The organism is Kitasatospora cystarginea, assembly GCF_039533515.1.
GTDB classification, from domain to species: domain Bacteria; phylum Actinomycetota; class Actinomycetes; order Streptomycetales; family Streptomycetaceae; genus Kitasatospora; species Kitasatospora cystarginea.
The window spans coordinates 19,331-39,142 of the sequence record NZ_BAAATR010000025.1; the positions used below are offsets into that span (position 1 = coordinate 19,331).

Genomic DNA, 19,812 nt, shown 5'->3' on the forward strand with positions numbered 1-19,812 from the left:
GTCGATGGAGCCGGAGTGATGGTTCAAGCTCCCGGCCCGGTGGTCTGCCAGGGGGCGAAGGCGTTGGCCACCGAGGCCATCGCCGGGCGCAGGTCCGGGAAGTGACGCAGCAGTACCGAGCTCATGGTGTTGTCCTCGATCCAGTCGAGTCCGGCCTGCGTGTAAACCTGGGGGGTGAAGTCCCTGGTGAGGAACCGGTCGCTGTTCAGCCGGCGCGAGGCCATCAGGATGAAGATGCGGAAGGCGGTGTCGCTGAAGGCGAAACCCTCGGGGCGGCGCTCGGCGAACATTCCGACCATCAGGTCCACCCGCTCGATGTCGCCCTGGTAGACGAGGCTCAACTCCCTTGCCAGGTCGGGATCCTGGGCCAGCGACTCGAAGTCCTTCGCGGGGCTGAGGTGGAGCAGGCGTCGGAACTCGTTGTACCTGGGCACGCCCAGTTCACGGATCCGCAGGATGTCGACGGCGCCCAGGTCGACCAGCTTCCCGTCGGGCCGCTCGAACTCCTGCATGAACCTTGGGTAGTTGTGCAGCGTCACCAGCCCGGGATGGGCCGTGCCGAACGAGTAGAAGAGATCGGTCAGCGAGTGCTTCGCCAGCAACTCGTAGGCGCGCGGCCCGGCCAGCTCCCGGAACGTCGCCTCCTGCAGCACGGTGTCGTCGCCGGCGGAGCGGAAGGACCAGTCGTCGCGGATCAGCGGATGCATCCGGTAGACCGCGGTGAACTCCTCGGTGAGCGCGTACGGGACACCGAAGTGGTCGGTCCGCCCTCCGACGATGCCGCTGAGCACCTCGCTGCCGCTGATCCGGCCGAAGAGCCGGTGCACGCGCTCACCGAGGACTCCGTACCAGTTGGCCCGCAGTGCGGCGACCGTCGTCGGATGGCTGACCACCGCCGGGGTCCACTCGACCGTGTGGATCTTCGCGAGCAGGGCGGCGATGACCAACCGGGCCCGCTGGAAGAGCTGTTCGTCCGTCCACTTCGGGAACTCGTCCTGCAGTCGGCCGCAGACGGCGTTGTGCTCCAGGACGAACAGCCGGTGCATCATCGCCAGGCCCAGCCAGAACCCCGCGGTGTTCGCCGGATCCTGCTCGGGGTCGTCGAAGAACATCGCGCCGTTCTCGGGCTCCCGCAGCCTGCCGCCGTCACCGGTGCGCAGGCGCCGCTGCGCCTCCAGGCTGTCGCCGTAGAGCTGGGAGGCGTCCCACCAGTGGGTGCTCTGGTTGAGGTAGCTGGGCGGAAGACCGTCACCCGGCTGCCTGGTCGGGTCGGGGATGGTCCTCGGCACCAGCATCGGGCGGGTGGGCCAGGGATCGTCGTCGACCAGCTCGATCCGCCATGGATCCGCCATGGTGCCCGGCCCGTGGGTGAACCAGTCCCGGATCATGAACTGCAGCCAGGCCGCGACCAGTGAGTTGACCGACTCCGCAGGCACGAACTCGCGCCGGGTGAGCAGCGCGCGACTCACCTCGCGGGGGCTCGGCGCCAGCAGCTGCGGCTCGGGCTCGGGGAAGGTCCGCTCGGGCGGGACGTTGCGGCCGAAGCGCGAGTCGGCCATGCCCATCCGCGGGCTGCCCAGGTCGTTGTGAGTGCCGTCGGCCGAGCGCTCGATGGTGTCGCGGGCCCGGCGCGGCTCGATCGGCGGCAGATCGACCGCCGGATAGTCGGTGGTGTCGAAGAGGTTCTCGCGGCGCAGCAGATCCCGCAGGCCCTTCAGCACCGCCAGACCGAGCGGGGTGGGCAGCCGGTCCCAGCCGATCCGGTGGTCCACGGTCACCGCCAGCCGTTGGTACGCCTGTCGGTACGCTCGCAGGAAGGCGGCCTCGGGGCGGGAGGCGGACGCGGCCGGCCGGCGGCCGCTCCGGGGACTGCGCTGTTCGACCATACCGGCCTCCTCGTCTCGGGCGCACAGGTGCACAGGTGCGCGGATGCGTGGCTGCGCCGGGTGCGGGTCGCCCGCGCGCCGGCCAGGTCCTTCGTGGACAACACTGTTTGCGGTGCGTCAGATGCGCAAGGCGCGGTGTGAGCCGAAGGGTGCGGGGGAGTGGTGAGTGCCGGCGCCGCTTCGGAGCGCCTGGCGGCGACCGAGGAGCGCGAGCGTTGGAGGCACTGTGGTGGACACGGCGGACGATTCCCCGAACCCGGCGGACGGCCAGGAGGGTGACACCGACTTCGACAGTCAGGAGATCCGCCTCGCCGTCGTGCTCGTCGGCGACGTGACGAACGGACGGGACGCCGCCCGCCTGGTCCGCGAGACCGTCGAGCGCTTCGGCACCCTGGACGTCGCAGTCAACAACGCCGGCGTCCTCGGGGCATTCGGCCCGGCCGCCGACGTGGACGAGGACGAGTGGCGCCGCGTCATCGAGGTCGACCTGACGGGCACCTGGCTCGCCATGAAGTACCAGATCGGCCACATGCGCACCCATGGCGGCGGTGCCATCGTCAACATCGCTTCCAACCTCGGATCAGACATCCGGGCCGGGGGGATGGTGTAGTACCGGGGCCGGGGTGCTGCTCCTCCGGCTGTCTGTAAAGCCGTTGGGGATCGCCGGGGGTGTCGCTAGCATCCAGCAGATGATCATCTCTCATGACGTATCCGGCAGTGGGCCCGCCGTGGTCCTGCTGCACTCCGCGGTGTGCGACCGGCGGATGTGGGACCCGCAATGGCAGTGGCTGGTCGACGCGGGGTACCGGGTGGTGCGGTGCGACTTCCGGGGCTTCGGTGACTCGCCGCTGGCGGACGGCCCGTACAGCGACGCCGGAGACGTCCTGGCCCTGCTCGACCACCTGGGCATCGCCTCCGCCGCGCTGATCGGCGCCTCGCACGGCGGGCGGATCGCCCTGACGGTGGCCGCGCTGCGACCGGACGCGGTCACTGCGCTGGCCCTGCTGGGGGCGGGCATGCCCGGACACGAGCCCAGCGAGACGATGCGCGCCTTCGGCGCGCGCGAGGACGAACTGCTCGAGGCTGGGGACGTGGCCGGGGCCGTCGGGCTGAACGTCGAGACCTGGCTGGGGCCGGAGGCGGGCGAGGAGGCCCGCGAGAGCGTCCGGCGGATGCAGCGACACGCCTTCGAGGTGCAGGCGGAGGCGACGTTCGGGCCGGACCGGGAGGAGGTCGACCTCGCCCGGATCACCGCCCCCACCCTGGCCATCGCCGGTGCGCACGACCAGCCGGACTTCCGCGAGATCGCGGCCGTCCTGCCCGCCCTCATCCCGAACGCCCGCCACGTCGAACTGCCCTGGGCCGGCCACCTACCGAGCCTGGATCGGCCGCAGGAGGTGGCGGGGTTGCTGGTGGGCTTCCTGCGGGAGACTGTTGGGGGCACAACAGAGGTTTAAGCGCCCGTCGGTGTCATGACCGGCCTGCTCCACGGGTGGCGGGCCCCGGTCCGGTCGGTCAGCTTCCGGCTCGTCCGGCGCTGGCTGTCTGGGCGGCTGGTTACCATCCCCGATCCTGGAACAGGAATTCGACGCGCGAGGAACCAAGGTCGAGCAGCGGGTGATTCCCGTGGGAGGTGGTGGAGCGCCGGGTTGCGCCACTGTCCCTGAGGAGGATGGCTTCGGCCCGGGCTGCCTGCGCCGGCACCGAGCGGTGCACCGCGCTCGCCCCGCAGCTGCTGCGGGAGTTGGCCCGGCCGGGGCAGGGGGCTCAGTGTGACCAGTACGGGTTGTCGACGGTCGTGTCGGCGGGGTCGCCAGGGCGGGAACAGGATACGTGGTCGGCGGCCAGGTCGCCGTAGTCCTCCCGCCTCCCCGGCTCACTTACTTCGGTCGCCCAGGCGCATCGACCTGGTTCCGGCAGGCCGCCGCTCACGCCACGGCCTGTTGCGGCAGGCGGTTGGCATCGGTCGAACCGAACGGCCGCCGGCCGTGTCGGGTGGCCCCGGGTGCGGCTTGGCTCGTGATGTGGAACCCGGCCAGTTCCCCGGCTGCCTCGACGGTGCTTCTCGCTCCCGGGAATAGTTGAAGGTTAAATTTGCTTGTTGTGACCGACGACGGCTGACAGCGAGGACGTTCATGAGCGTCTCCCGGCGGGGTCTGACCCAACGGCTCGCCGCGCATTCACGCCGTGCGTCCGACCGGCACCCGCGCGACAGTACCCGTCGCGCGCAGCGACCTTTCGAAGGAGCGGACATGGCCTACCAGACCGGACTGGCGCCCAGGATCGACGTGCGGCGCGCCGGAGAACGCTTCGCCACCAGGATCGACTGGCTCGACTCCAAGCACTCGTTCTCCTTCGGTCGCCACCGCGACCCCGCCAACACCCACCACGGACTGCTGCTGGTCAACAACGACGACATCGTGCGGCCCGGCAGCGGCTTCGAAACCCACCCCCACCGGGACATGGAGATCGTCACCTGGGTGCTGCAGGGCTCGTTGGTCCACCAGGACTCCACCGGCCACTCCGGCGTCATCTACCCCGGGCTCGCCCAGCGGATGAGCGCCGGAAGGGGCATCCTGCACTCCGAGAAGAACGACTCCTGGCGGTTGGACGGCGGCGAGGCCCACACCGAACCGGTCCACTTCGTCCAGATGTGGGTCGTCCCCGACGAGAGTGACATCACCCCCGGCTACGAGCAGTTGGAGATCGAGAACGAGTTGCTGGCCGGGGGCCTGGTCCCGGTCGCCTCCGGGATGGCCAAACACGACGGCGCCAGCGCCATCCGCATCAAGAACCGCTACGCGGCCCTGCACGCCGCCCGGTTGCGCCCCGGCCAGAGCGTGGAACTCCCGGATGCGCCGTACCTGCACCTGTTCGTGCCTCGCGGTGACGTGGCCCTGGAGGGCGTCGGACCACTCGGCCCCGGTGACGCCGTCCGCTTCACCGGCGCCGGCGGCCAGAAGGTCACCGCCGTCGAGCCCGCCGAGATCCTCGTCTGGGAGATGCGCGCCGCCATCGCCCGCTGAACCTGCCACCCATGCCCTATCGGGCCGAGCTGTCCCAGGCTCGCCGACTGATCGGTGTCACCAGGCTGCCGACGATGACCGGCGCTGGCGGGTTCGGCGAGACCCGCCTGGCGTAACGGGCTGCATGCGACATCGGACGCTCCTTCCCCGGAGGGGCCTGGGCGGTGGCCCGGGTGCGCCGGTCGTCGTCGGCCGGCGTGTTGCGCGGCATCCGGGTGTAGCGGGAGTCGGGCATGAGATCGAGCAGTTCGGCCTTGTCGGGGGCCTAGGTGGAGAGCGCCAGTGGTGAGAGGTCGAGCACCCTGGCGACTCGCCGCCTGGTGACGACTTCGACGCCCTCGGTGTCCGCGGGCTCGATGGCCACCGTGGCGGTCTCCGCTGTCGAGTGTGCCTGGCGCGGCCCCACGGGAGGGCGAGCGCGCGTGCAGGGTCTCCCGTTCGGCTCCGGTTCGTGGTCATGCGGAAATCCCGCCACGGCGATTCTCCGTACTATGTATAGTGTACATTGTACGGAGAATCGCGAACCGGATCCCGATCGGAGAGGACCCACTCTTGAAGATCAACAGCTCTGCCGTCTCGCTGACCGTCGAGGACGTCCCGGCCTCTGCCGCGTTCCTCACCGAGCACTTCGGCTTCCAGGAGCAGATGGCGGCCGACGGCTTCGTCTCGCTCGGCCGCGAGGATGCCGGACTGAACGTCATATACCTGCGCCGAGGCCTCGAGGTACTGCCGGAAGGCTTCCGTGACCAGCACGCCGCAGGCCTGATCCTGGTCTTCACCGTCGACGACCTGGCCGGTGAGGAGGCCCGACTGCAGGCGGAGGGCGTGGAGATCACCATGCCACTGCGTGAGGAGCCCTGGGGTGAGCGGCTGTTCCAGGTGACCGATCCCAACGGGGTGGTGATCGAGCTGGTCGAGTGGGCCGTCCCGGCCGCGAAGTGACCTGATCGAGAGCCGAGTCGTCGAGAACGACGGTGTCCCCGGCCTGAGTGGAAGGAATTTCTGTCCGTCTGTCGATCCACGCCTGTGAGGCCTCGGCCGGCAGCGAGGACGAGGTGCACGAGCGGCCGCTTCAGCCGGATGACGTCGATGCCGTGCTGCGCACCGGGTGCGCCCCCGCTCGTCGAGGCGGCTGGCGTCCGCCTTCGGCCCCTGTCTGTTGCTGTTCCGCGCACTTTGAGAGATCCTCAGCCATGCCCGTGATCAATTCTGGCTTCGGCATGCTGTCCGAGGACTTCGCCAGCGCCCCCACCCCTACTTCGCATGGCTGAGGGAGCAGGCACCGGTGCACTACGAGCCGGCGATCGGCAGCTACTTCCTCTCCCGTTACCAGGACGTGAAGCGGGCGCTGACCGACCACGAGGCGTTCACCACCGAGACGCTGCAGGTGCGCGCCGAACCGGTGATGCGCGGGCCGGTCCTCGCCCAGATGACCGGGGCCGAGCACACCGCCAAGCGAAAGATCGTCGTCCGTGGCTTCACGGGACCGGCCCTGCAGGACCAGATACGCGCCATCCGCGCCGACGCCGCCGAGCTCATCGCGCCCTTCCTTCCTCGGGGCCGGATGGACCTCGTCGATCGCAGACGGCGGCGTTCAGCGCGGAATCACCCAGCCCGGCGCCCAGGTCCCGGCGGCGTCGTGGCCGGGCGATGTGGCGGCGAGGTGGGCGCGGAGAGTGGCCAGCGCTGGGCGTGGGTTGTCGCGGTGCCAGAGGAGCGAGTGCGGGTAGACGGGCGTTGGTTCGGTCACCGGGATGCGGCGCAGGCCGTGGTCGGCGGGCCAGACGAGGCGGGTCTGCTCGCCCATGAAGGTGGCCAGGGCCGGGGTGTCGGCGATGGTGTCGAGGAGCGCGTCGGAGCCGAAGTTGGGGCCGGTCGCCTCGATGGTGAGGCCGAACTCGGCGGTGAGGTCGTCGTAGTAGGCGGCCCACTCGGTACCGGGGACGATGCCCGGCATCCAGATCCGGTGCCCGGCGAGCTGGGCGACGGTCACCGACCGGGCGTCCGCCAGCGCGTGGGCGGGGCCGGTGAGGAGCTGGAGCGGCTCGTCGAGCACCCGGACGGACTCGATGTCCTCGGGGAGGGGTTGGCCGGGCACGGCGACGGCGCGGAAGGACGCGTCGATCGCGCCGGACCGGATGGCGGCGACGGCCGTCTTGACGTCGAACAGCATCACCACGTCGAGGTCGATGTCGGGGTGCGCGCGGTGGAAGCCGCGCATCAGGCCCGACGCCGCGACGCGCGAGGCGATCACGTCGACGCGCAGCAGTTCGCGGGCGTGGGGTAGGAACGCCTGCCCGTCGATGGTGAGCTCGGCGCCGCGCGGGGTGCGGGTGAACAGCCGGACGCCGAGGTTGCGCTCCAGCGCGGCGATGCGCTTGGAGACGGCCTGCTGGGTTACCTCCAGCTCGGCGGCGGCCTCCTGGAACTGCCCCGCGTCGGCGGCGGCGATGAAGGTCCGGACAGTGTCGAGGTCCATGCCGATACCCTATGGCCACAACCGTTGGTTGTGGCCGGTGGCCCTTCGGTTGTTTGATCCCCGGGTATGGTCCTCGCTTTGATGCTTCCGATCGCGGATCGGTTGTGCGGGTGAGTGGCGAGGGGCGTCGGGTATGAGGAACGGGCACCGGCTGGGACATCTGCTCGGACATCGGCTGGGGCGGCGGTTCGGGTGGCTCTGGGGAGCGTACGGGACCAGCGCGCTCGGCACGTGGCTCGCCTTCGGCGCGTTCCCGCTGATCGCCATCCGGGTGCTGCACGCCGGACCGGCCGAGGTCGCCGCGCTCTCCTCCGTGGGGGCTGCGGTGGGCGCGGCCGTGGCGGTGCCGCTCGGCCCTTGGGTGGAGATCCGCCGCAAGCGGCCGGTGCTGATCGCGATGGACCTGGTGCGGTTCGCGGCGCTGCTGACGATCCCCACCGCGTTCGCGTTCGGCGTGCTCACCTTCCTTCATCTCCTGCTGGTCTCGGTCGTCGTCGCGGCGGCCGACATCACCTTCCGTGCCGCCTCCGGCGCGTACCTGAAGACACTGCTGCCGGCCGAGGACCTGCTCGTCGCCAACGCCCGGTTCGAGTCCACGGCCTGGACGACCACGATCATCGGACCGCCGCTGGGCGGCGCGGCGATCGGGCTCCTCGGTCCGGTGGCGACGGTGGTGGCCGACGCGGTCAGCTACCTGCTATCGGCCCTGGGCATCCGCGCGACGGGCGGGCACGAGCCGCGGCGCGAGCGGCGGGAGGCCGCGCGCATGCGGGCCGGGGACCTGCTCGACGGCTGGCGGTACATCCTCACCGACGCGACGCTGCGCCCGCTGTTCTTCAACACCGCCCTGTTCAACGGCCTGGTGATGGCCGCCGAGCCGCTGCTGGCCGTACTGATGCTCGGCCGATTCGGGTTCGCACCGTGGCAGTACGGCCTCGCCTTTGCCGCGCCCTCGATCGGCGGCCTGCTCGGTTCGCGGCTGGCCCGACCGCTCGTCACCCGGTTCGGGCAGCACCAGGTCCTGGTCGTGACCGGCGCACTGCGCGCGATCTGGCCCGTGGGCCTGGCCTTCCTGGGGCCGGGCACCGGAGGGCTGCTGCTGGTTATGGGCGTCGAGCTCGGGCTCATCTTCTGCTGCGGGGTCTTCAACCCCGTCTACGCCACCTACCGCCTCGAGCGCATCGCGACCGACCGGGTCACCCGCACGCTGTCCGCCTGGGCGGTGACGACAAAGGCGTCGACCGCGATCCTGACTGCCGTCTGGGGCGTCTGGGCGGCCTGCTCGGCCCGCGTACGGCCATCGGCCTGGCCGGCGTGCTCCTGCTGGCGACCCCGCTACTGCTCCCCCGTCGCGCGGCAGCGCCCCTGGCCGAGCCGGAACCGGCACCGAGCCGCGCCTGACGGGCCGCCACGGCCGTCACCGCGATCGGGCTGCGCAGCCCTTGTTCGGAGCGGTTCACCCCTCTGCGTGGAGCTCGGAGGTGAGCGCGGCGGCCTCCGCCGTGGCCGGTGGGGGTTGCATTCCTGGTGAGCGACGAGCCGTTCCCCCTGGGGGTTCGGCTCGCTGGGCAGGGCATGAACAAGCGCAGTTCTGGGCCGATGTCGGCTACACCGGCGGCCTCATCGAGTACTGCTCACCGCCCTCCGCGCCCAGCCGCTGGCTCCTGCCCGGCCGCGGATTTCGGTCTCAGGGGGTGGGCAGGCCGCCCGGGCGGGCGGGGCGGCCGAAGCGGACCGGCACACCGGGGGAGTACAGCACGCTCACCGGCGGACCGGCCGGCGACGGCAGCCCGGCGGCGGTCACCAACTCATCCTCGAAATGCAGGAGTTCGGCCCGGTGCAGCGGCCAGCGCGGGTGGGTGTTGGGCAGGTACACCGGCTGGCCGAAGAAGGCGTTGTGCATGCCCCAGCGGGCGGTCAGGAAGTGCTCGAGGGCGGTCGGCTCCTCGATCCGCTCGCCGATGTGCACCGCGATCCGGCAGCGCGCCCCGCGCGGCCCCGGCCAGCGCCGGCTGCTGGTGTAGCTGACGGTGTCCACGTCGCGGTGGATCGCCATCCGGGCCCACGCGTAGGGCAGCCGGAAGGCGCTGCGTGCGATGGCCACCGGCAGCAGCCGCGAGGCCTCCAGCGAGCGGAACACCACGCCCCGACGGCCGTGCCGGTCCACCGAGTAGAGCCGCACGTTGGTCTCCGGAAAGGTGCCGAGGTACGGGATACCCGGCATCCTGAACCAGCCCGCCCGGTACATCCGGAACGCCACCAGGCCGATGTAGGTGAGCCCGTCGTGCGTGTCCGGCGCGGTTCCGGCCGGCAGTAGCGGCGCCACGTCGACGGGGTCGGCGGCCCAGTGCAGGAACGTCAGGTCGAGCCAGGACTGGGTGAGCAGCGTGTGCGGTACTTGGCGCACCGGATCGGGCGTTATCGGCTCCACGGGGGCAGGTGTGAGCGGCATCGCATCAGCGTCGCACGCCCTTACGGTCGTCGAACCAGTAACCCCCGTGGTCGACTTCGGACAGCATAGCCATCACGGGACTCCTCACGATCGGTGCCCGCCGCCCCGGTGGCGGCGGGCACCGTAGGAAAGCCCGCGGTTCTTACCGGATTTCTTCTGGTCGAAGGGCTGCGGGAGACGTTCCAGCAGGGTGTGCAACACCGTGACAGTGTCGTAGACCGTCCTCGGGGACGGGAACGGCTCCCTGGGCTCGGGGTCATTGCCCCGCTGGGCGCGGTGGTTGAGCGCGCGGATCTTCTCCGCAGCAGCACAGGCGACCTCGACGGGAGTGCGATTCGACTTCATGCCGCTCATCGTGCGGCTGCCGGATGCCGCGAGGGAGCAATCTACGCCGGCCGACCGCCGACCGCTCGCTCAGCCCGCGTAGGTGACCTGCACGACCGTGACCGTGCCGGTCTTCTCCCCGACCAGAACCACGGCTTGGATGTGCCCCCGGGCGATCGTGCGCATCACCCCGTCGTCCGCCCCGTACGGCATGGAGGCACGCAGCGGGTCGGCGAGGCAGTCGAGGAGACACACGGCCAGGTCGGCCCGGCCGTGGTCCGGGAGAGCCTGGTAGATGGCGAGCTGATCAGGGCCGAGCCGAAGGTGCCAGGTCATGCCGCGCCCCGCGCGCGGGGGGCGGGCTGGGTACCCAGCGGTGCCTGGTCCAGCCAGCGCAGCAGCTCGCCGGTGATGTCCACGCTGCCAGCCTCAACCTCGGAAGGGAGCTCGCCGTGCGCAAGGTAGTGAGTACGCAGGCCCTCGAGACGGACCCGGTCGGCCTCCTGCTGCTCGACCACCGCGACCCAACGGCCGAGAACCGCCGGGAGTTCGTCGACCGGCGCCCGGTTCACGTCCCGAATGAAACTTCGCTGCGCCTCTGGATGCGGCAGCGCACCACGCAGAGCATCGATCGTCCACCTGCTACTCACCGCTACGCTCCCTCGGGCCGGGGTTGTTCGAGCACCGAGATTAGCGCACAACTCCTTGCTCCTGGGGGCGGGTTCGGGTCATCAGCGGCCGCTGATCGGCTGGCCAGCCCCAGCGCAGCACCGACGCACGACCTGCTGCGCCACTGTGGACTGGTTTCACGTTCCTGGGCGGGGAAGCGCTCCAGACGGTGTTCTCCGGAGCGCGGTCTCGTGCCGCATCAGACGGCGTTCACCTCGGTCCTGCTGATATGGGGCCTGGGATGGATGGCTGTTGTCAGGAGGCGCGTGGACTGGCACGGGAAGCAGTGGGGTTTCCGCAGTCTCGATGAGAGCCCTGTATGTGGCGGTGTTCAGGTCCCAGCAGATCCACGGCCCGCGCATCGCCGGGGAGATCGGGAGTCAGAGCTCCAACTCGTAGACCTGAGCGGTCAGACCGTCTCCGAAGTCGAATGGGCCTGGCTCCTCCGCCACCAAGCGGAAGCCGGCGGTGAGGTAGACGTGGCGGGCCGCCGCCAGCGTGTTCATCGTCCACAGCCGGATCCGCCGGTAGCCGGCCGCGCGGGCGAACTCCACGCAGATCTCGACCAGCCTGGTCCCCAGGTGGTGGCCGCGGGCGGCCGGATCGACCAGCAGGACCCGCAGTTTGGCGGTGGCGATGTCCTCGTCCTTGGCGTCGACGCAGAAGACGCTGCCCACCCGGCGCCCGTCCAGTTCGGCGATCCAGCCGGCCTCGCGCGCCGGATCGTGCTCGGCGGCGAAGTCGGCGACGATCCCGGCCACCATGACCTCGAAGGCGCTGCTCCAGCCGTACTCCGCCGCGTACATCTCCCCGTGCGCGAGGACCACCCAGCCGAAGTCCCCCGGCCGCCCGATCGGCCGGATGACGGCCTGGTGTGCGATCTCCACGTTCACCAGTAAAGCAGGAGCGGTGAACTGAGGACCATTCAGCCCGCTCGCCGCCCGCCGCCCGACCGCGGTGGTCCGCGCCCACGTTGCGGCGAGCCCTTCCAGGTCTGGGCCTGCAGGTACAGCGCGAGCATGGTCGCGATGCAGCCGCCCAGGCTGTGACCGATCACGTTGACCGTTGCCCCGGGCGCGTCCTTGAGGAGGGCGGTGAGCGCCTGCACGAGGTTGGCGCCCGTCGGCGAGGAGTCGTCGGTCATGCCGGCGATCTGGGTGAACGCCGCCATGGCGCCTTTCGAGACGGATACCGGCGATGATCCGCCGACGGTGAACGGCACCACCGTGCCGACGTCGAGGTCCTCGAGCATGTCGATCGCGTGGGCGACCGTCCCGCGGACGACCACGGCGAACTGGTTCGAGCCGGAGGAGTCCTTCGCGATGTAGGCCATGTGAGCTTCAGCTGTGCACGGTCCGGTGCGTGGGCGTGGGCCTGTCCTGAAGGCGACGTCGGAGTTGGCCCGCCACCCCGGGCGGTCCGACTCTGATCCGCCGGGCACCTTCTGGGTAGGGTGGCGCGACAGCACATCGCGAACAGCGAACAGGAACAAGGAGCAGACGTGAGCGAGCCGGCATCCATCGCCCTGCAGCAGGAGATCGCCCGGGAACTCCAGGTCGCCGAGACATTCGAGCCCGAGCGGGAGATAGAACGCCGGGTGGCCTTCCTCGCCGAGCGGCTGACCTCCACCGGTCTGCGCTCCCTCGTACTCGGCATCAGCGGCGGCGTCGACTCCACCACCACCGGCCGGCTGTGCCAGCTCGCTGTCGAGCGGGCCCGGGCCACCGGGCACGAGGCGCGGTTCTACGCGATGCGGCTGCCCTACGGCGTCCAGGCTGACGAGCACGACGCCCAGCTCGCGCTCTCCTTCATCCGGGCCGACCACGTGCTGACCGTGGACATCAAGCCCGCGAGCGACGCCGCGCTCGAGGCCTCGCTGGCCGCCGGCGTGAGTTTCCGCGACGCCCACCACCAGGACTTCGTGCACGGCAACATCAAGGCCCGGCAGCGCATGATCGCCCAGTACGCGGTGGCCGGCGCGGCCGACGGCCTGGTCGTCGGCACCGACCATGCCGCCGAGGCGGTCTCCGGCTTCTTCACCAAGTTCGGCGACGGTGCCGCCGACCTGGTTCCGCTGACCGGCCTGACCAAGCGCCGGGTGCGCGCCGTCGCGGACGTGCTGGGCGCACCCGCCGAGTTGGTGTGGAAGACCCCGACGGCCGATCTGGAGACCCTCGACCCGGGAAAGGCCGACGAGGACTCGCTCGGGGTCACCTACGACGACATCGACGACTTCCTGGAAGGCAAGCCGGTGGACGAGCGGACCTTCGAAACGATCGTCAGCCGCTACCGCCTCACCGACCACAAGCGCAGGCTGCCCGTCGCCCCCTAGAGAGCAGCCGCTCGCTCAGGATCGAGTTTCGCGCGGGCCGACTCTCACACCAGGTCGGGCCAACTCAATCGCTCAAAGACCAACCCGAACGCTCAGTCCCCAAAAATCGTGGTCGGGTATGAGGCGCATGCCCCGGGCCTGCGCGCCCTGGTGACCCGGTGGAGTGCGGTCCGACCGGCGGGGCTCGCCGCGGCCAACCGCAACGCCGTCCGCGGCGACCCCTACGGCGGCTCCGCCGATCGACCAGATCCTCATCTGGTGGCCGGGGCTGTCGTCGAGCCGCCACCGCGCCGCGGTACCCGGACTCTGGCACATCGGTGCCTCGGCTCATCCCGGCCCCGGTCTCTCCGGGGTTCCGGACAGCTGGTCACCCGGCAGCTGCTCGGCCGTGCCGCACAGCTCCGCGGCCTGCTCGCCGCAGGGCGGACGGTCCTGCGGCGATCCCTCGCCCGGGCACGGTTCGACCGGTCGGCGGCAAGGGCCTGGGGCTGCTCGAAGGGCCACCCCCGGAACGGGACGTGCGCACGCTACCGTCCGGTGTAGGTGAACTCGTCGGCCGGGCTGGTGGGAGAGGTGGCCTTGCCGACCGTCACGGTGATGTCCACCGTCTGGTGGTCGTCGAGCAGACCGGGCGCGGTTGCGATGATCTGGCCGGTGGACACGAACTTGACCGAATCGGATGCCTTGTCCTTGAAGTGCACGGTGGCGCCGGCGGCGAAGCCCGAGCCGCTGATGGTGACCGGGGTGCCGACCTTTCCGCTGGTCGGGCCGACCGCGCTGACCACCACAGGTGCGGGACCGCCATAGGCGAACTGCCCCATCGCGACGGCCGGGGAGGTGGCGAGGGTGTTGGTGACGCGGACGTGGACGACGCCGGTTCCGTTGGGGACCTGAGCGGTGATCCTGATGCCGGAAGGGTCGATGTCGCGCTTGGTGCAGGCGAAGTGGCCGAAGTCGACCATGCTGTCCGGACTGAAACCGGTGCCGTGGATGGTCACCGTGTCGCCCGGTGCGCCGAAGGTGGGGGTCACGTAGGTCACCACCGGCCCGGACGGGACGTCAGGCGCGTCCACCAGGTCCAGGTAGGTGGAGTTGGCGTGCTGGTAGGCGACCTGGCCCATGAAGTCCTGGGTGGTCTTGTTGACCAGGGTCTTGGCAAGGCTCGTGTATCCCGTGTTCATCAGGCAGAGGGTGCCGGGCTGGACGTAGACGTTGCCCTTGGTGCGCTGGGAGATCGCCTCGATGAGCAGCTTCACCTCATCGGTCGCCTGCGGTCCCGGGCTCGGGTACCAGCCGGCGGTGGTGTCGAGATCGGCCCACGCGTGCGGCACCAGGTCGTAGGCGTTGTTCTGGCGCTCGTCGATGACCCACGGCAAGGAGTCGAAGTAGTCGACGAAGCTCTGCACGCCGGCGGTGGGAGCGGCATAGGTGATCACCGCGAACTTCGGCTGTTTCGGCCAGGTCTGTGCCTGCAGGTACGGAGCGAGCATGGTGGCGATGCAACCGCCCAGGCTGTGACCGGTCAGATAGACGGTTGGCTGCGGCGAGGAGGGCGCCGACTTGAGCAGGGCGGCGAGCGCCTGAGCGAGCGTGACGTTCGGGGAGGGTGAGGCGATCGAGCGGGCGTTGACAACCCGTTTGAACGCATCCATCGCCCCCTTGGAAACGGCGATGGGCTTCGGCGATCCGCTTTCGGGGAACGGGACGACTGTGCCGACGTCGAGGTCCTCGAGGACGTCGGTCAGATCAGCGTCCGTTCCGCGAGCGACCACGGCGAACTCGTTCGAGCCGTTGGTGCTCCGTGCGATGTAGGCCATATTGGCGTTGGCCTCGCTCAGGGCGAGCCACACCAGCTGCCACTCGCCCTGCGTCGCAAGGCTGGGATCGCTCAGTTGCGCGTCGATGCCGGTGATGATTCGTTCGGTATGTTGCTTCGGGGTTTCCCCGGACGGACGCGGGGTGGCCCCGGTGGATGCAAGGGCAGCCAGGGTCATGGTCACCTGGGCGATTGTCGGATCGGGTGCCATCGTCGTTCCTGCTCCTCGGATGTTTTGCCGGTGCGTAGGCGGGACGGCCTTTCGGCAGCATCAGGGCAGATCTGTGCCGAACCGACCGTCAGAGTGGATCGCACACAATCAGACCTCCCCTCTGCGTTGTTCGATGCTTTTCCTGCCTGCAGGTTGACCAGGTTCACCTTGTTGGCCGTCCGTCATACGTGTGTGCGGTTCACCGAGCCAGGTGCGCAGCGCGCTCGCCAGAGCTGCGATGTCCGCGGGCAGCCTGGGGGCGGCGGCCCAGGCGACGATGCCGTCGGGGCGGATGAGCGCGGCCGGCAGATCGCCGCGGTCGGCAGGGGCGGCCGCCACGGTCGACAGGCGGTCCCGCCATCCGGCCGCATCCTCGAAGCGTGGGCACAGGTCTCCCCAGTGATCACAGAGCGTCGCAACTCCATGATCACCGGGACCTTTGTCCGTACTGTTGCCGACGTCCCCGACCGCGCCTATCCGCGCGACCTCTGATGCCGTGCCTCTATGAGAGAAGACCGCGTTTTCCGCGTGCGACGAGCGGGCGGCCGCCGTCTTCCGGCAGGACGACGATGAATCGCCGAGGGCCGTCATCGATGCGGGTCAAGCCGATCGTCGCAGCGGCATCGAGAGCATCGGCGACGGCCCCCGCCCCGTCGGTCAGCTCGTCGAGGCGCGGCGCGACCGCGTTCGCGGGCCCGATTCGCCGACCCGGACGCGCGGCGGGAAGAACGGCGGTGGCGCTGCCCGGAACCGGGCCGACATCGACCACGAAACGCCTGAGCTTCACAGGGCCGCTGTCCGGGGCGGCGTCGTCGGGAGACGGTGCGGCAAGGAGTTCAACGGGGCTCTTCGGCTGGATCGTCCTGGCGGGTGCGGAGAGTGCTGCGCTGCTGAGCGGCTGCTGCCTCTCGTATCTGGCCGGCAAATTCCTGGCTCCGGTGCCGGGTGCCGCCCACCCGACCGTACGGGACCGCATTGACCATCCCGGGCGCCTGCGTGGCCGGTTGGCGGCCGGGGCTGCTCGGTTCCGTACCCTGGTGACCGCCGACCAGTCCGGAATCGCCCCTGGGCGGAACCTGGCCGGTCACGGGAGGAGCGAAGGCCGGGCGTGGACCGGCGGCCGGTGCTTGCCGTGGCGAGGTGCCGGTGTGCTCGGCTCCTGCCGTGGGCTGGTCCGGCGCGAGCAGGCCCGAGGCCCGGCTCGTCTTCGCGTCGCTCCTGGCCAAGAACCCTGCCGCGCCGGCGAGGGCTTCGCTCCCGCCGGTGCCGATGCCGGCGTGGTCGAGCCCGGGGCGCGGTCCGTCGCCTACGGCGAGACCCGCGTGTTGGGGGGTGCCTGCGGTCACGTCGCCCACCCCACCCGCGAGTTGGAGCGAGCGGAGCGTGGACGGCGAGTTCTGCCCGGTCAGGATGCCGTGCAGCTGCCGGGTGTGCGCGTCCTCGTTCTCGGTGAGGTTGCGGGCCACCTGGTTCATCCCGTCGGCGGTGCCCCGGAACGAGCCGAGCAGCCGCTTGAGCACCTCCTCACCGACGATGGTGGCGATCTGTTCGGCGGCGGCGACGACCAGTCTGCCGAACGCGTCTTGGGGCTGGCCCACGTCCAGGCCGTCGACGATCCGCCGGAACGAGCTGCCCTGGGAGTCGATGTCGTCGGCGTGGCCCCGAAGTTCGAGAGCGCAGGAGGCCAACTGGTCCAGGTCCACCCCGAAACCGGGGCTGTTCGACGACCCCGCCCCTTGGCCGGTCACCTCCTTGACCACGGTCTCCACCAGATCGGCCACCGGTTGGGCCAGCGCATGGCCGAGGGCGGACACCGCCTCCTCCAGGATGCTGGAGACGATCTGCCTGCCGGCCGCGACGACGGCCGCGCTGCTCCACGGGCCAGTCGCCGACGCGGCTGCCATCTCGCCCTGAGTCGCCACCAGTTGGGTCACCGTGGCGCCCTTGCAGCCCTCGATGACCAGTGCCGCCGCGTTGAGCGCGGCCGCAGTGGCCCCGCAGGCCTCGACCACCATGCCGGAGTACTTGGAGACGGTTCCCCAGAATTCGGCCAGCTTGTCTGCGGAGGCGCCGTGGTACACCTCCTTCAGCACGGTGAGTGCCTTGTCGGCGTTCATCTGGACGGAGTCGAGCGTCGAGGCCAGCCTTCTGAGCTCGTCCGCGAGCCTGTTCACCTCGTCCTCGTTCGCTTGGGGCCAGTCCAGCCCGAGGAGATTGAGTACGGTGCCGAGTTCCGGCGGTAGTTCGAGTGCCATGCTTCCCCCGAAGTCGGTGTGCGGTCGAGCGCGGACGGAACACTTCCGGCCGGACTGATGCTGCTGTTCACGCTGCTCGGAGAACAGGACACGGGACCGGCCATCTATGACCGGTCGTCACCGTAGGCGCGTCGCGGGCCGTACTCGCGGGGGTGGAGAGGGCGCCGAAGTGTCGGGTCAGCTCGGCACGCTGTCGCGCCGACCGCTCAGTCGGTCGGGTTGACGTAGGAACGGGCAGCGGCGCGGCGGCAGGGGCGGCGGCGATGGGGCGGCCCGCCGCGACTTCGGCCTGGCGCAGTGGGACCTGGTAACGGTCGACGGCCGACATCGCCCGCCCGCCCCGTCTGGGCGCCCCGCCCGGTGCCGGCCGAAGTCCCCAGCCGGCCAGCACCGGCCGACGGGGGACCTGGGCGGCGCCGGCCCGGACTTGCTACTGGAGCGAGACATGATCCAGCTGTGCTGGAGTGGCCATGCCGGCCTCCCGGAGGCATGGGGCTGGACCGAGCGTGGCGTGTACGGCCTGGTCGGCCGGGCCACCCCTGGTCGCCGGCCGGCCCGGTCCTGGCGTGGGAGAGGGCCTACGGGGCCGTGTAGAAGTACTCCGGACAGTAGGTCTTCCCGCTGTTGTCGGGCAGTGGGATGGACACCAGGTCACGGGCGCTGCTGCGCATGCTGCCCATGGACCCGATCGCCTGGCCGACCAGCGGCATGGGGTTGTCGGTCTGCCAGGCCTGTTCGAGTGCGCGGAGCATGCTGCTGTAGTGCCCGTTGAAGGTCTGGAGTTTGGATGCCGTGTCGGGGGTGGGCTTGTTCGCGGGGTCGTTGGCCCAGCCGCCGTCCGGCACGCGTGCGGCCCGGTGGGAGTCGGGCATGGGGATCGGGTCTCCCTGGAAGTCCCATTTGGGGTGGGCGGAGTCAGAGATCTTGATCAGCTTCCGGCCGTGGTAGATCTCGCGGAAGCGGTAGTAGTGGGCGAGTTCTCCCGGCTTGCCGGGGAAGGGGTTCTCGGGGGAGGCGTCGGTGCCCTCGCCCTGGGCCTTGATGATCTCGATCGCGTTCAGGACGTCGGTGATCGTGTTCATCGGGACGATGTCGTTGCCGGCCCCGTGCTGTCCTGACAGCGGGAAGTCGACCTGTCGCCGGCCGGTGAGCAGGTGGGCGTAGTTCGGGAAGACCTCCGCGATCCGGCTGTAGAAGGCGCCGATCGAGGTGTAGGTCTCGGCGAGTGCGATCGGGTTGTCGGGCTTCTCGATCTCGGAGAACAGGTAGGCCGAGTCCTTGCTCAGTCCGCTGAGGTAGACCTCCAGTTCGGGCCGGACGCCGCCGGGTAGCGGGCCGGGGTATTTCGGGACGGTGCTCTGGCCGGTGAGCCGTGGCGTCCCGCCGATGCTGGTGAGCATGTTGCATACCAGGCCGAAGTGGGACATCTCATCGAAGATGATCTCGCGGATCGCGTTGGCCACGTCGCTCTGCTGGTCCTTGATCGACCAGAGGGCACTGGCGTACGGCGGGATGGTCGCCAGCTCCAGCATGATCGCCCGCTGTAGTGCGTCCTTGAGCCACTGCTCGTCGCAGTCCGCCACGGCCACCCGCATGAGCTCGACGATCGCGTTGCTTCGGTAGTCCAGAACCGCTGTGGTCACGATATGCACCTTTCATCCGGCTTGTGCCGGAAGGTACTCGGGCGGTTTTCGTCCGTATGCATGCGAGCCGGGCGTGGTGAGGGAGTCCATCCGGACGAGTGAACGCCGACGCCCCGTGGCGGCGCGAACGCCGAGTGGGGTGGCGGGGGTTGGTTCCACGTTTCAGGACAGCGGCCTGACCCGGTTGGAACCGATCACCTGGGGAACCGCGGGTAGCGCTGCTCCCACCCCATGGGCGCTGCACCGCGGCCACAGTGCTGCGGCGCGCTCCGGGCGGCAGCCGTACTGGTGCAGCGCGGCCACGACCTGGTGGTCGACCTCGGGCGGCATCGCCATCACGGGATGCGGGCGGCCGGCATGCGGGCGGGGTGCCGGCCGGGCGTCCTGGCGTCAGGAGCCGGAGGGCCTGCGGCAGCCGGGCGCTGTTGCCGTCCGGCGTGGGCCGTGCGGAGGTCAGGGCTTCTCGGTGGGCCTTGTCCATCTGATGGTCACCTGGGGCTCCCGGCGGGGTGCGGGCCAGGCCCGCAGGCGGATGTTCTCGGAGGCGAAGCCCTCGGGGTCCGCGGCGGCGGCCGCCAGGCCGCTGCGGGATGCGCTCGGACACGGATCCAGCCAGGCGGGACGTCGAACCGGGCGGCGTCAGGGAGGTCGCCGCACCCGAGGACGGCCAGGCACCCGGAGGGGACGTGCAGGCTGGCTTCCACCACGTGGTCGAAGTC

General features: G+C 70.3%; 19 protein-coding genes and 1 pseudogene. 6 read left to right on the plus strand and 14 right to left on the minus strand.

Annotation, left to right across the window (positions count from 1 at the left end; translation table 11 throughout):
* Window positions 1–23 precede the first annotated feature (23 nt).
* Window positions 24–1,886 (minus strand): peroxidase family protein, encoded by a 1,863-nt coding sequence (locus tag ABD369_RS24865; RefSeq protein ID WP_344638759.1) that lies wholly within the window; start codon window positions 1,884–1,886, stop codon window positions 24–26.
* Window positions 1,887–2,115: 229 nt separating this feature from the next.
* Here ABD369_RS24865 and ABD369_RS24870 point away from each other — a divergent pair, with 229 nt between their 5' ends.
* The 4 genes from ABD369_RS24870 to ABD369_RS24885 all read left to right on the plus strand — a co-directional run bounded on the left by ABD369_RS24870 (window position 2,116) and on the right by ABD369_RS24885 (window position 5,854).
* Window positions 2,116–2,496 carry an SDR family NAD(P)-dependent oxidoreductase gene (locus ABD369_RS24870; RefSeq protein WP_344638760.1) on the plus strand — a complete coding sequence of 127 codons (381 nt, stop codon included), beginning with the start codon at window positions 2,116–2,118 and terminating at the stop codon, window positions 2,494–2,496.
* Window positions 2,497–2,575: 79 nt separating this feature from the next.
* A complete protein-coding gene (locus tag ABD369_RS24875) occupies window positions 2,576–3,343 on the plus strand; it encodes an alpha/beta fold hydrolase (protein WP_344638761.1) in 768 nt (255 codons plus the stop codon).
* 795 nt (window positions 3,344–4,138) lie between these two features.
* A complete protein-coding gene (locus ABD369_RS24880; protein WP_344638762.1) occupies window positions 4,139–4,912 on the plus strand; it encodes a pirin family protein in 774 nt (257 codons plus the stop codon).
* 552 nt (window positions 4,913–5,464) lie between these two features.
* Entirely contained in the window at window positions 5,465–5,854 is a 390-nt protein-coding gene (locus tag ABD369_RS24885) for a VOC family protein (RefSeq protein WP_344638763.1), read from the plus strand.
* A 652-nt stretch (window positions 5,855–6,506) separates the two neighbouring features.
* Here ABD369_RS24885 and ABD369_RS24890 read toward each other — a convergent pair.
* Complete coding sequence (locus ABD369_RS24890; protein ID WP_344638764.1) at window positions 6,507–7,391, minus strand: LysR family transcriptional regulator; 885 nt, start codon at window positions 7,389–7,391, stop codon at window positions 6,507–6,509.
* Window positions 7,392–7,524: 133 nt separating this feature from the next.
* Here ABD369_RS24890 and ABD369_RS24895 point away from each other — a divergent pair.
* Window positions 7,525–8,792 (plus strand): annotated as a pseudogene (locus tag ABD369_RS24895) (MFS transporter).
* A 286-nt stretch (window positions 8,793–9,078) separates the two neighbouring features.
* Here the strand turns inward: ABD369_RS24895 and ABD369_RS24900 are convergent.
* The 6 genes from ABD369_RS24900 to ABD369_RS24925 form a co-directional block, all read right to left on the minus strand.
* Window positions 9,079–9,843, minus strand: coding sequence for a YqjF family protein (locus ABD369_RS24900; protein WP_344638765.1), 765 nt, complete (start codon window positions 9,841–9,843; stop codon window positions 9,079–9,081).
* Window positions 9,844–9,927: 84 nt separating this feature from the next.
* Window positions 9,928–10,188 (minus strand): hypothetical protein, encoded by a 261-nt coding sequence (locus ABD369_RS24905; RefSeq protein ID WP_344638766.1) that lies wholly within the window; start codon window positions 10,186–10,188, stop codon window positions 9,928–9,930.
* Between the two features lie 69 nt (window positions 10,189–10,257).
* Window positions 10,258–10,503, minus strand: coding sequence for a hypothetical protein (locus ABD369_RS24910; RefSeq protein WP_344638767.1), 246 nt, complete (start codon window positions 10,501–10,503; stop codon window positions 10,258–10,260).
* Window positions 10,500–10,739 carry a hypothetical protein gene (locus tag ABD369_RS24915; RefSeq protein ID WP_344638768.1) on the minus strand — a complete coding sequence of 80 codons (240 nt, stop codon included), beginning with the start codon at window positions 10,737–10,739 and terminating at the stop codon, window positions 10,500–10,502. The genes ABD369_RS24910 and ABD369_RS24915 overlap by 4 nt, the downstream gene beginning before the upstream one ends.
* 477 nt (window positions 10,740–11,216) lie before the next feature.
* The gene (locus ABD369_RS24920) at window positions 11,217–11,723 is read right to left on the minus strand and encodes a GNAT family N-acetyltransferase (protein ID WP_344638769.1); all 507 of its coding nucleotides are present in this window, start codon (window positions 11,721–11,723) and stop codon (window positions 11,217–11,219) included.
* Window positions 11,724–11,761: 38 nt separating this feature from the next.
* Window positions 11,762–12,169 carry a lipase family protein gene (locus ABD369_RS24925; RefSeq protein ID WP_344638770.1) on the minus strand — a complete coding sequence of 136 codons (408 nt, stop codon included), beginning with the start codon at window positions 12,167–12,169 and terminating at the stop codon, window positions 11,762–11,764.
* Between the two features lie 168 nt (window positions 12,170–12,337).
* Here ABD369_RS24925 and nadE point away from each other — a divergent pair, with 168 nt between their 5' ends.
* Window positions 12,338–13,168, plus strand: a complete 831-nt coding sequence (nadE, locus tag ABD369_RS24930) for an ammonia-dependent NAD(+) synthetase (protein ID WP_344638771.1) — start codon at window positions 12,338–12,340, stop codon at window positions 13,166–13,168.
* A 527-nt stretch (window positions 13,169–13,695) separates the two neighbouring features.
* Here the strand turns inward: nadE and ABD369_RS24935 are convergent.
* From ABD369_RS24935 to ABD369_RS24960, 6 genes are all read right to left on the minus strand, one after another.
* A complete protein-coding gene (locus ABD369_RS24935; protein ID WP_344638851.1) occupies window positions 13,696–15,162 on the minus strand; it encodes an IPT/TIG domain-containing protein in 1,467 nt (488 codons plus the stop codon).
* 141 nt (window positions 15,163–15,303) lie between these two features.
* Complete coding sequence (locus tag ABD369_RS24940; protein WP_344638772.1) at window positions 15,304–15,786, minus strand: aromatic-ring hydroxylase C-terminal domain-containing protein; 483 nt, start codon at window positions 15,784–15,786, stop codon at window positions 15,304–15,306.
* Window positions 15,698–15,982: a hypothetical protein gene (locus ABD369_RS24945; protein ID WP_344638856.1), complete on the minus strand. Its 285-nt coding sequence runs from the start codon at window positions 15,980–15,982 to the stop codon at window positions 15,698–15,700. The genes ABD369_RS24940 and ABD369_RS24945 overlap by 89 nt, the downstream gene beginning before the upstream one ends.
* A 49-nt stretch (window positions 15,983–16,031) precedes the next feature.
* Entirely contained in the window at window positions 16,032–17,450 is a 1,419-nt protein-coding gene (locus ABD369_RS24950; RefSeq protein ID WP_344638773.1) for a WXG100-like domain-containing protein, read from the minus strand.
* Window positions 17,451–18,028: 578 nt separating this feature from the next.
* Window positions 18,029–19,093 (minus strand): ferritin-like domain-containing protein, encoded by a 1,065-nt coding sequence (locus tag ABD369_RS24955; protein ID WP_344638774.1) that lies wholly within the window; start codon window positions 19,091–19,093, stop codon window positions 18,029–18,031.
* Window positions 19,094–19,255: 162 nt separating this feature from the next.
* On the minus strand, window positions 19,256–19,429 hold the full coding sequence (locus ABD369_RS24960) for a hypothetical protein (protein ID WP_344638775.1): 174 nt from the start codon (window positions 19,427–19,429) through the stop codon (window positions 19,256–19,258).
* Window positions 19,430–19,812 lie beyond the last annotated feature (383 nt).

Coding starts and splice junctions, on each gene's coding strand:
- ABD369_RS24865 (WP_344638759.1), bottom strand. CDS start 1,886: ATGGTCGAACAGCGCAGTCCCCGGAGCGGCCGCCGGCCGGCCGCGTCC.
- ABD369_RS24875 (WP_344638761.1), top strand. CDS start 2,576: ATGATCATCTCTCATGACGTATCCGGCAGTGGGCCCGCCGTGGTCCTG.
- ABD369_RS24880 (WP_344638762.1), top strand. CDS start 4,139: ATGGCCTACCAGACCGGACTGGCGCCCAGGATCGACGTGCGGCGCGCC.
- ABD369_RS24890 (WP_344638764.1), bottom strand. CDS start 7,391: ATGGACCTCGACACTGTCCGGACCTTCATCGCCGCCGCCGACGCGGGG.
- ABD369_RS24900 (WP_344638765.1), bottom strand. CDS start 9,843: ATGCCGCTCACACCTGCCCCCGTGGAGCCGATAACGCCCGATCCGGTG.
- ABD369_RS24905 (WP_344638766.1), bottom strand. CDS start 10,188: ATGAAGTCGAATCGCACTCCCGTCGAGGTCGCCTGTGCTGCTGCGGAG.
- ABD369_RS24910 (WP_344638767.1), bottom strand. CDS start 10,503: ATGACCTGGCACCTTCGGCTCGGCCCTGATCAGCTCGCCATCTACCAG.
- ABD369_RS24925 (WP_344638770.1), bottom strand. CDS start 12,169: ATGGCCTACATCGCGAAGGACTCCTCCGGCTCGAACCAGTTCGCCGTG.
- ABD369_RS24935 (WP_344638851.1), bottom strand. CDS start 15,162: ATGACCCTGGCTGCCCTTGCATCCACCGGGGCCACCCCGCGTCCGTCC.
- ABD369_RS24940 (WP_344638772.1), bottom strand. CDS start 15,786: ATGACGGCCCTCGGCGATTCATCGTCGTCCTGCCGGAAGACGGCGGCC.
- ABD369_RS24950 (WP_344638773.1), bottom strand. CDS start 17,450: ATGGCACTCGAACTACCGCCGGAACTCGGCACCGTACTCAATCTCCTC.
- ABD369_RS24960 (WP_344638775.1), bottom strand. CDS start 19,429: ATGGCGATGCCGCCCGAGGTCGACCACCAGGTCGTGGCCGCGCTGCAC.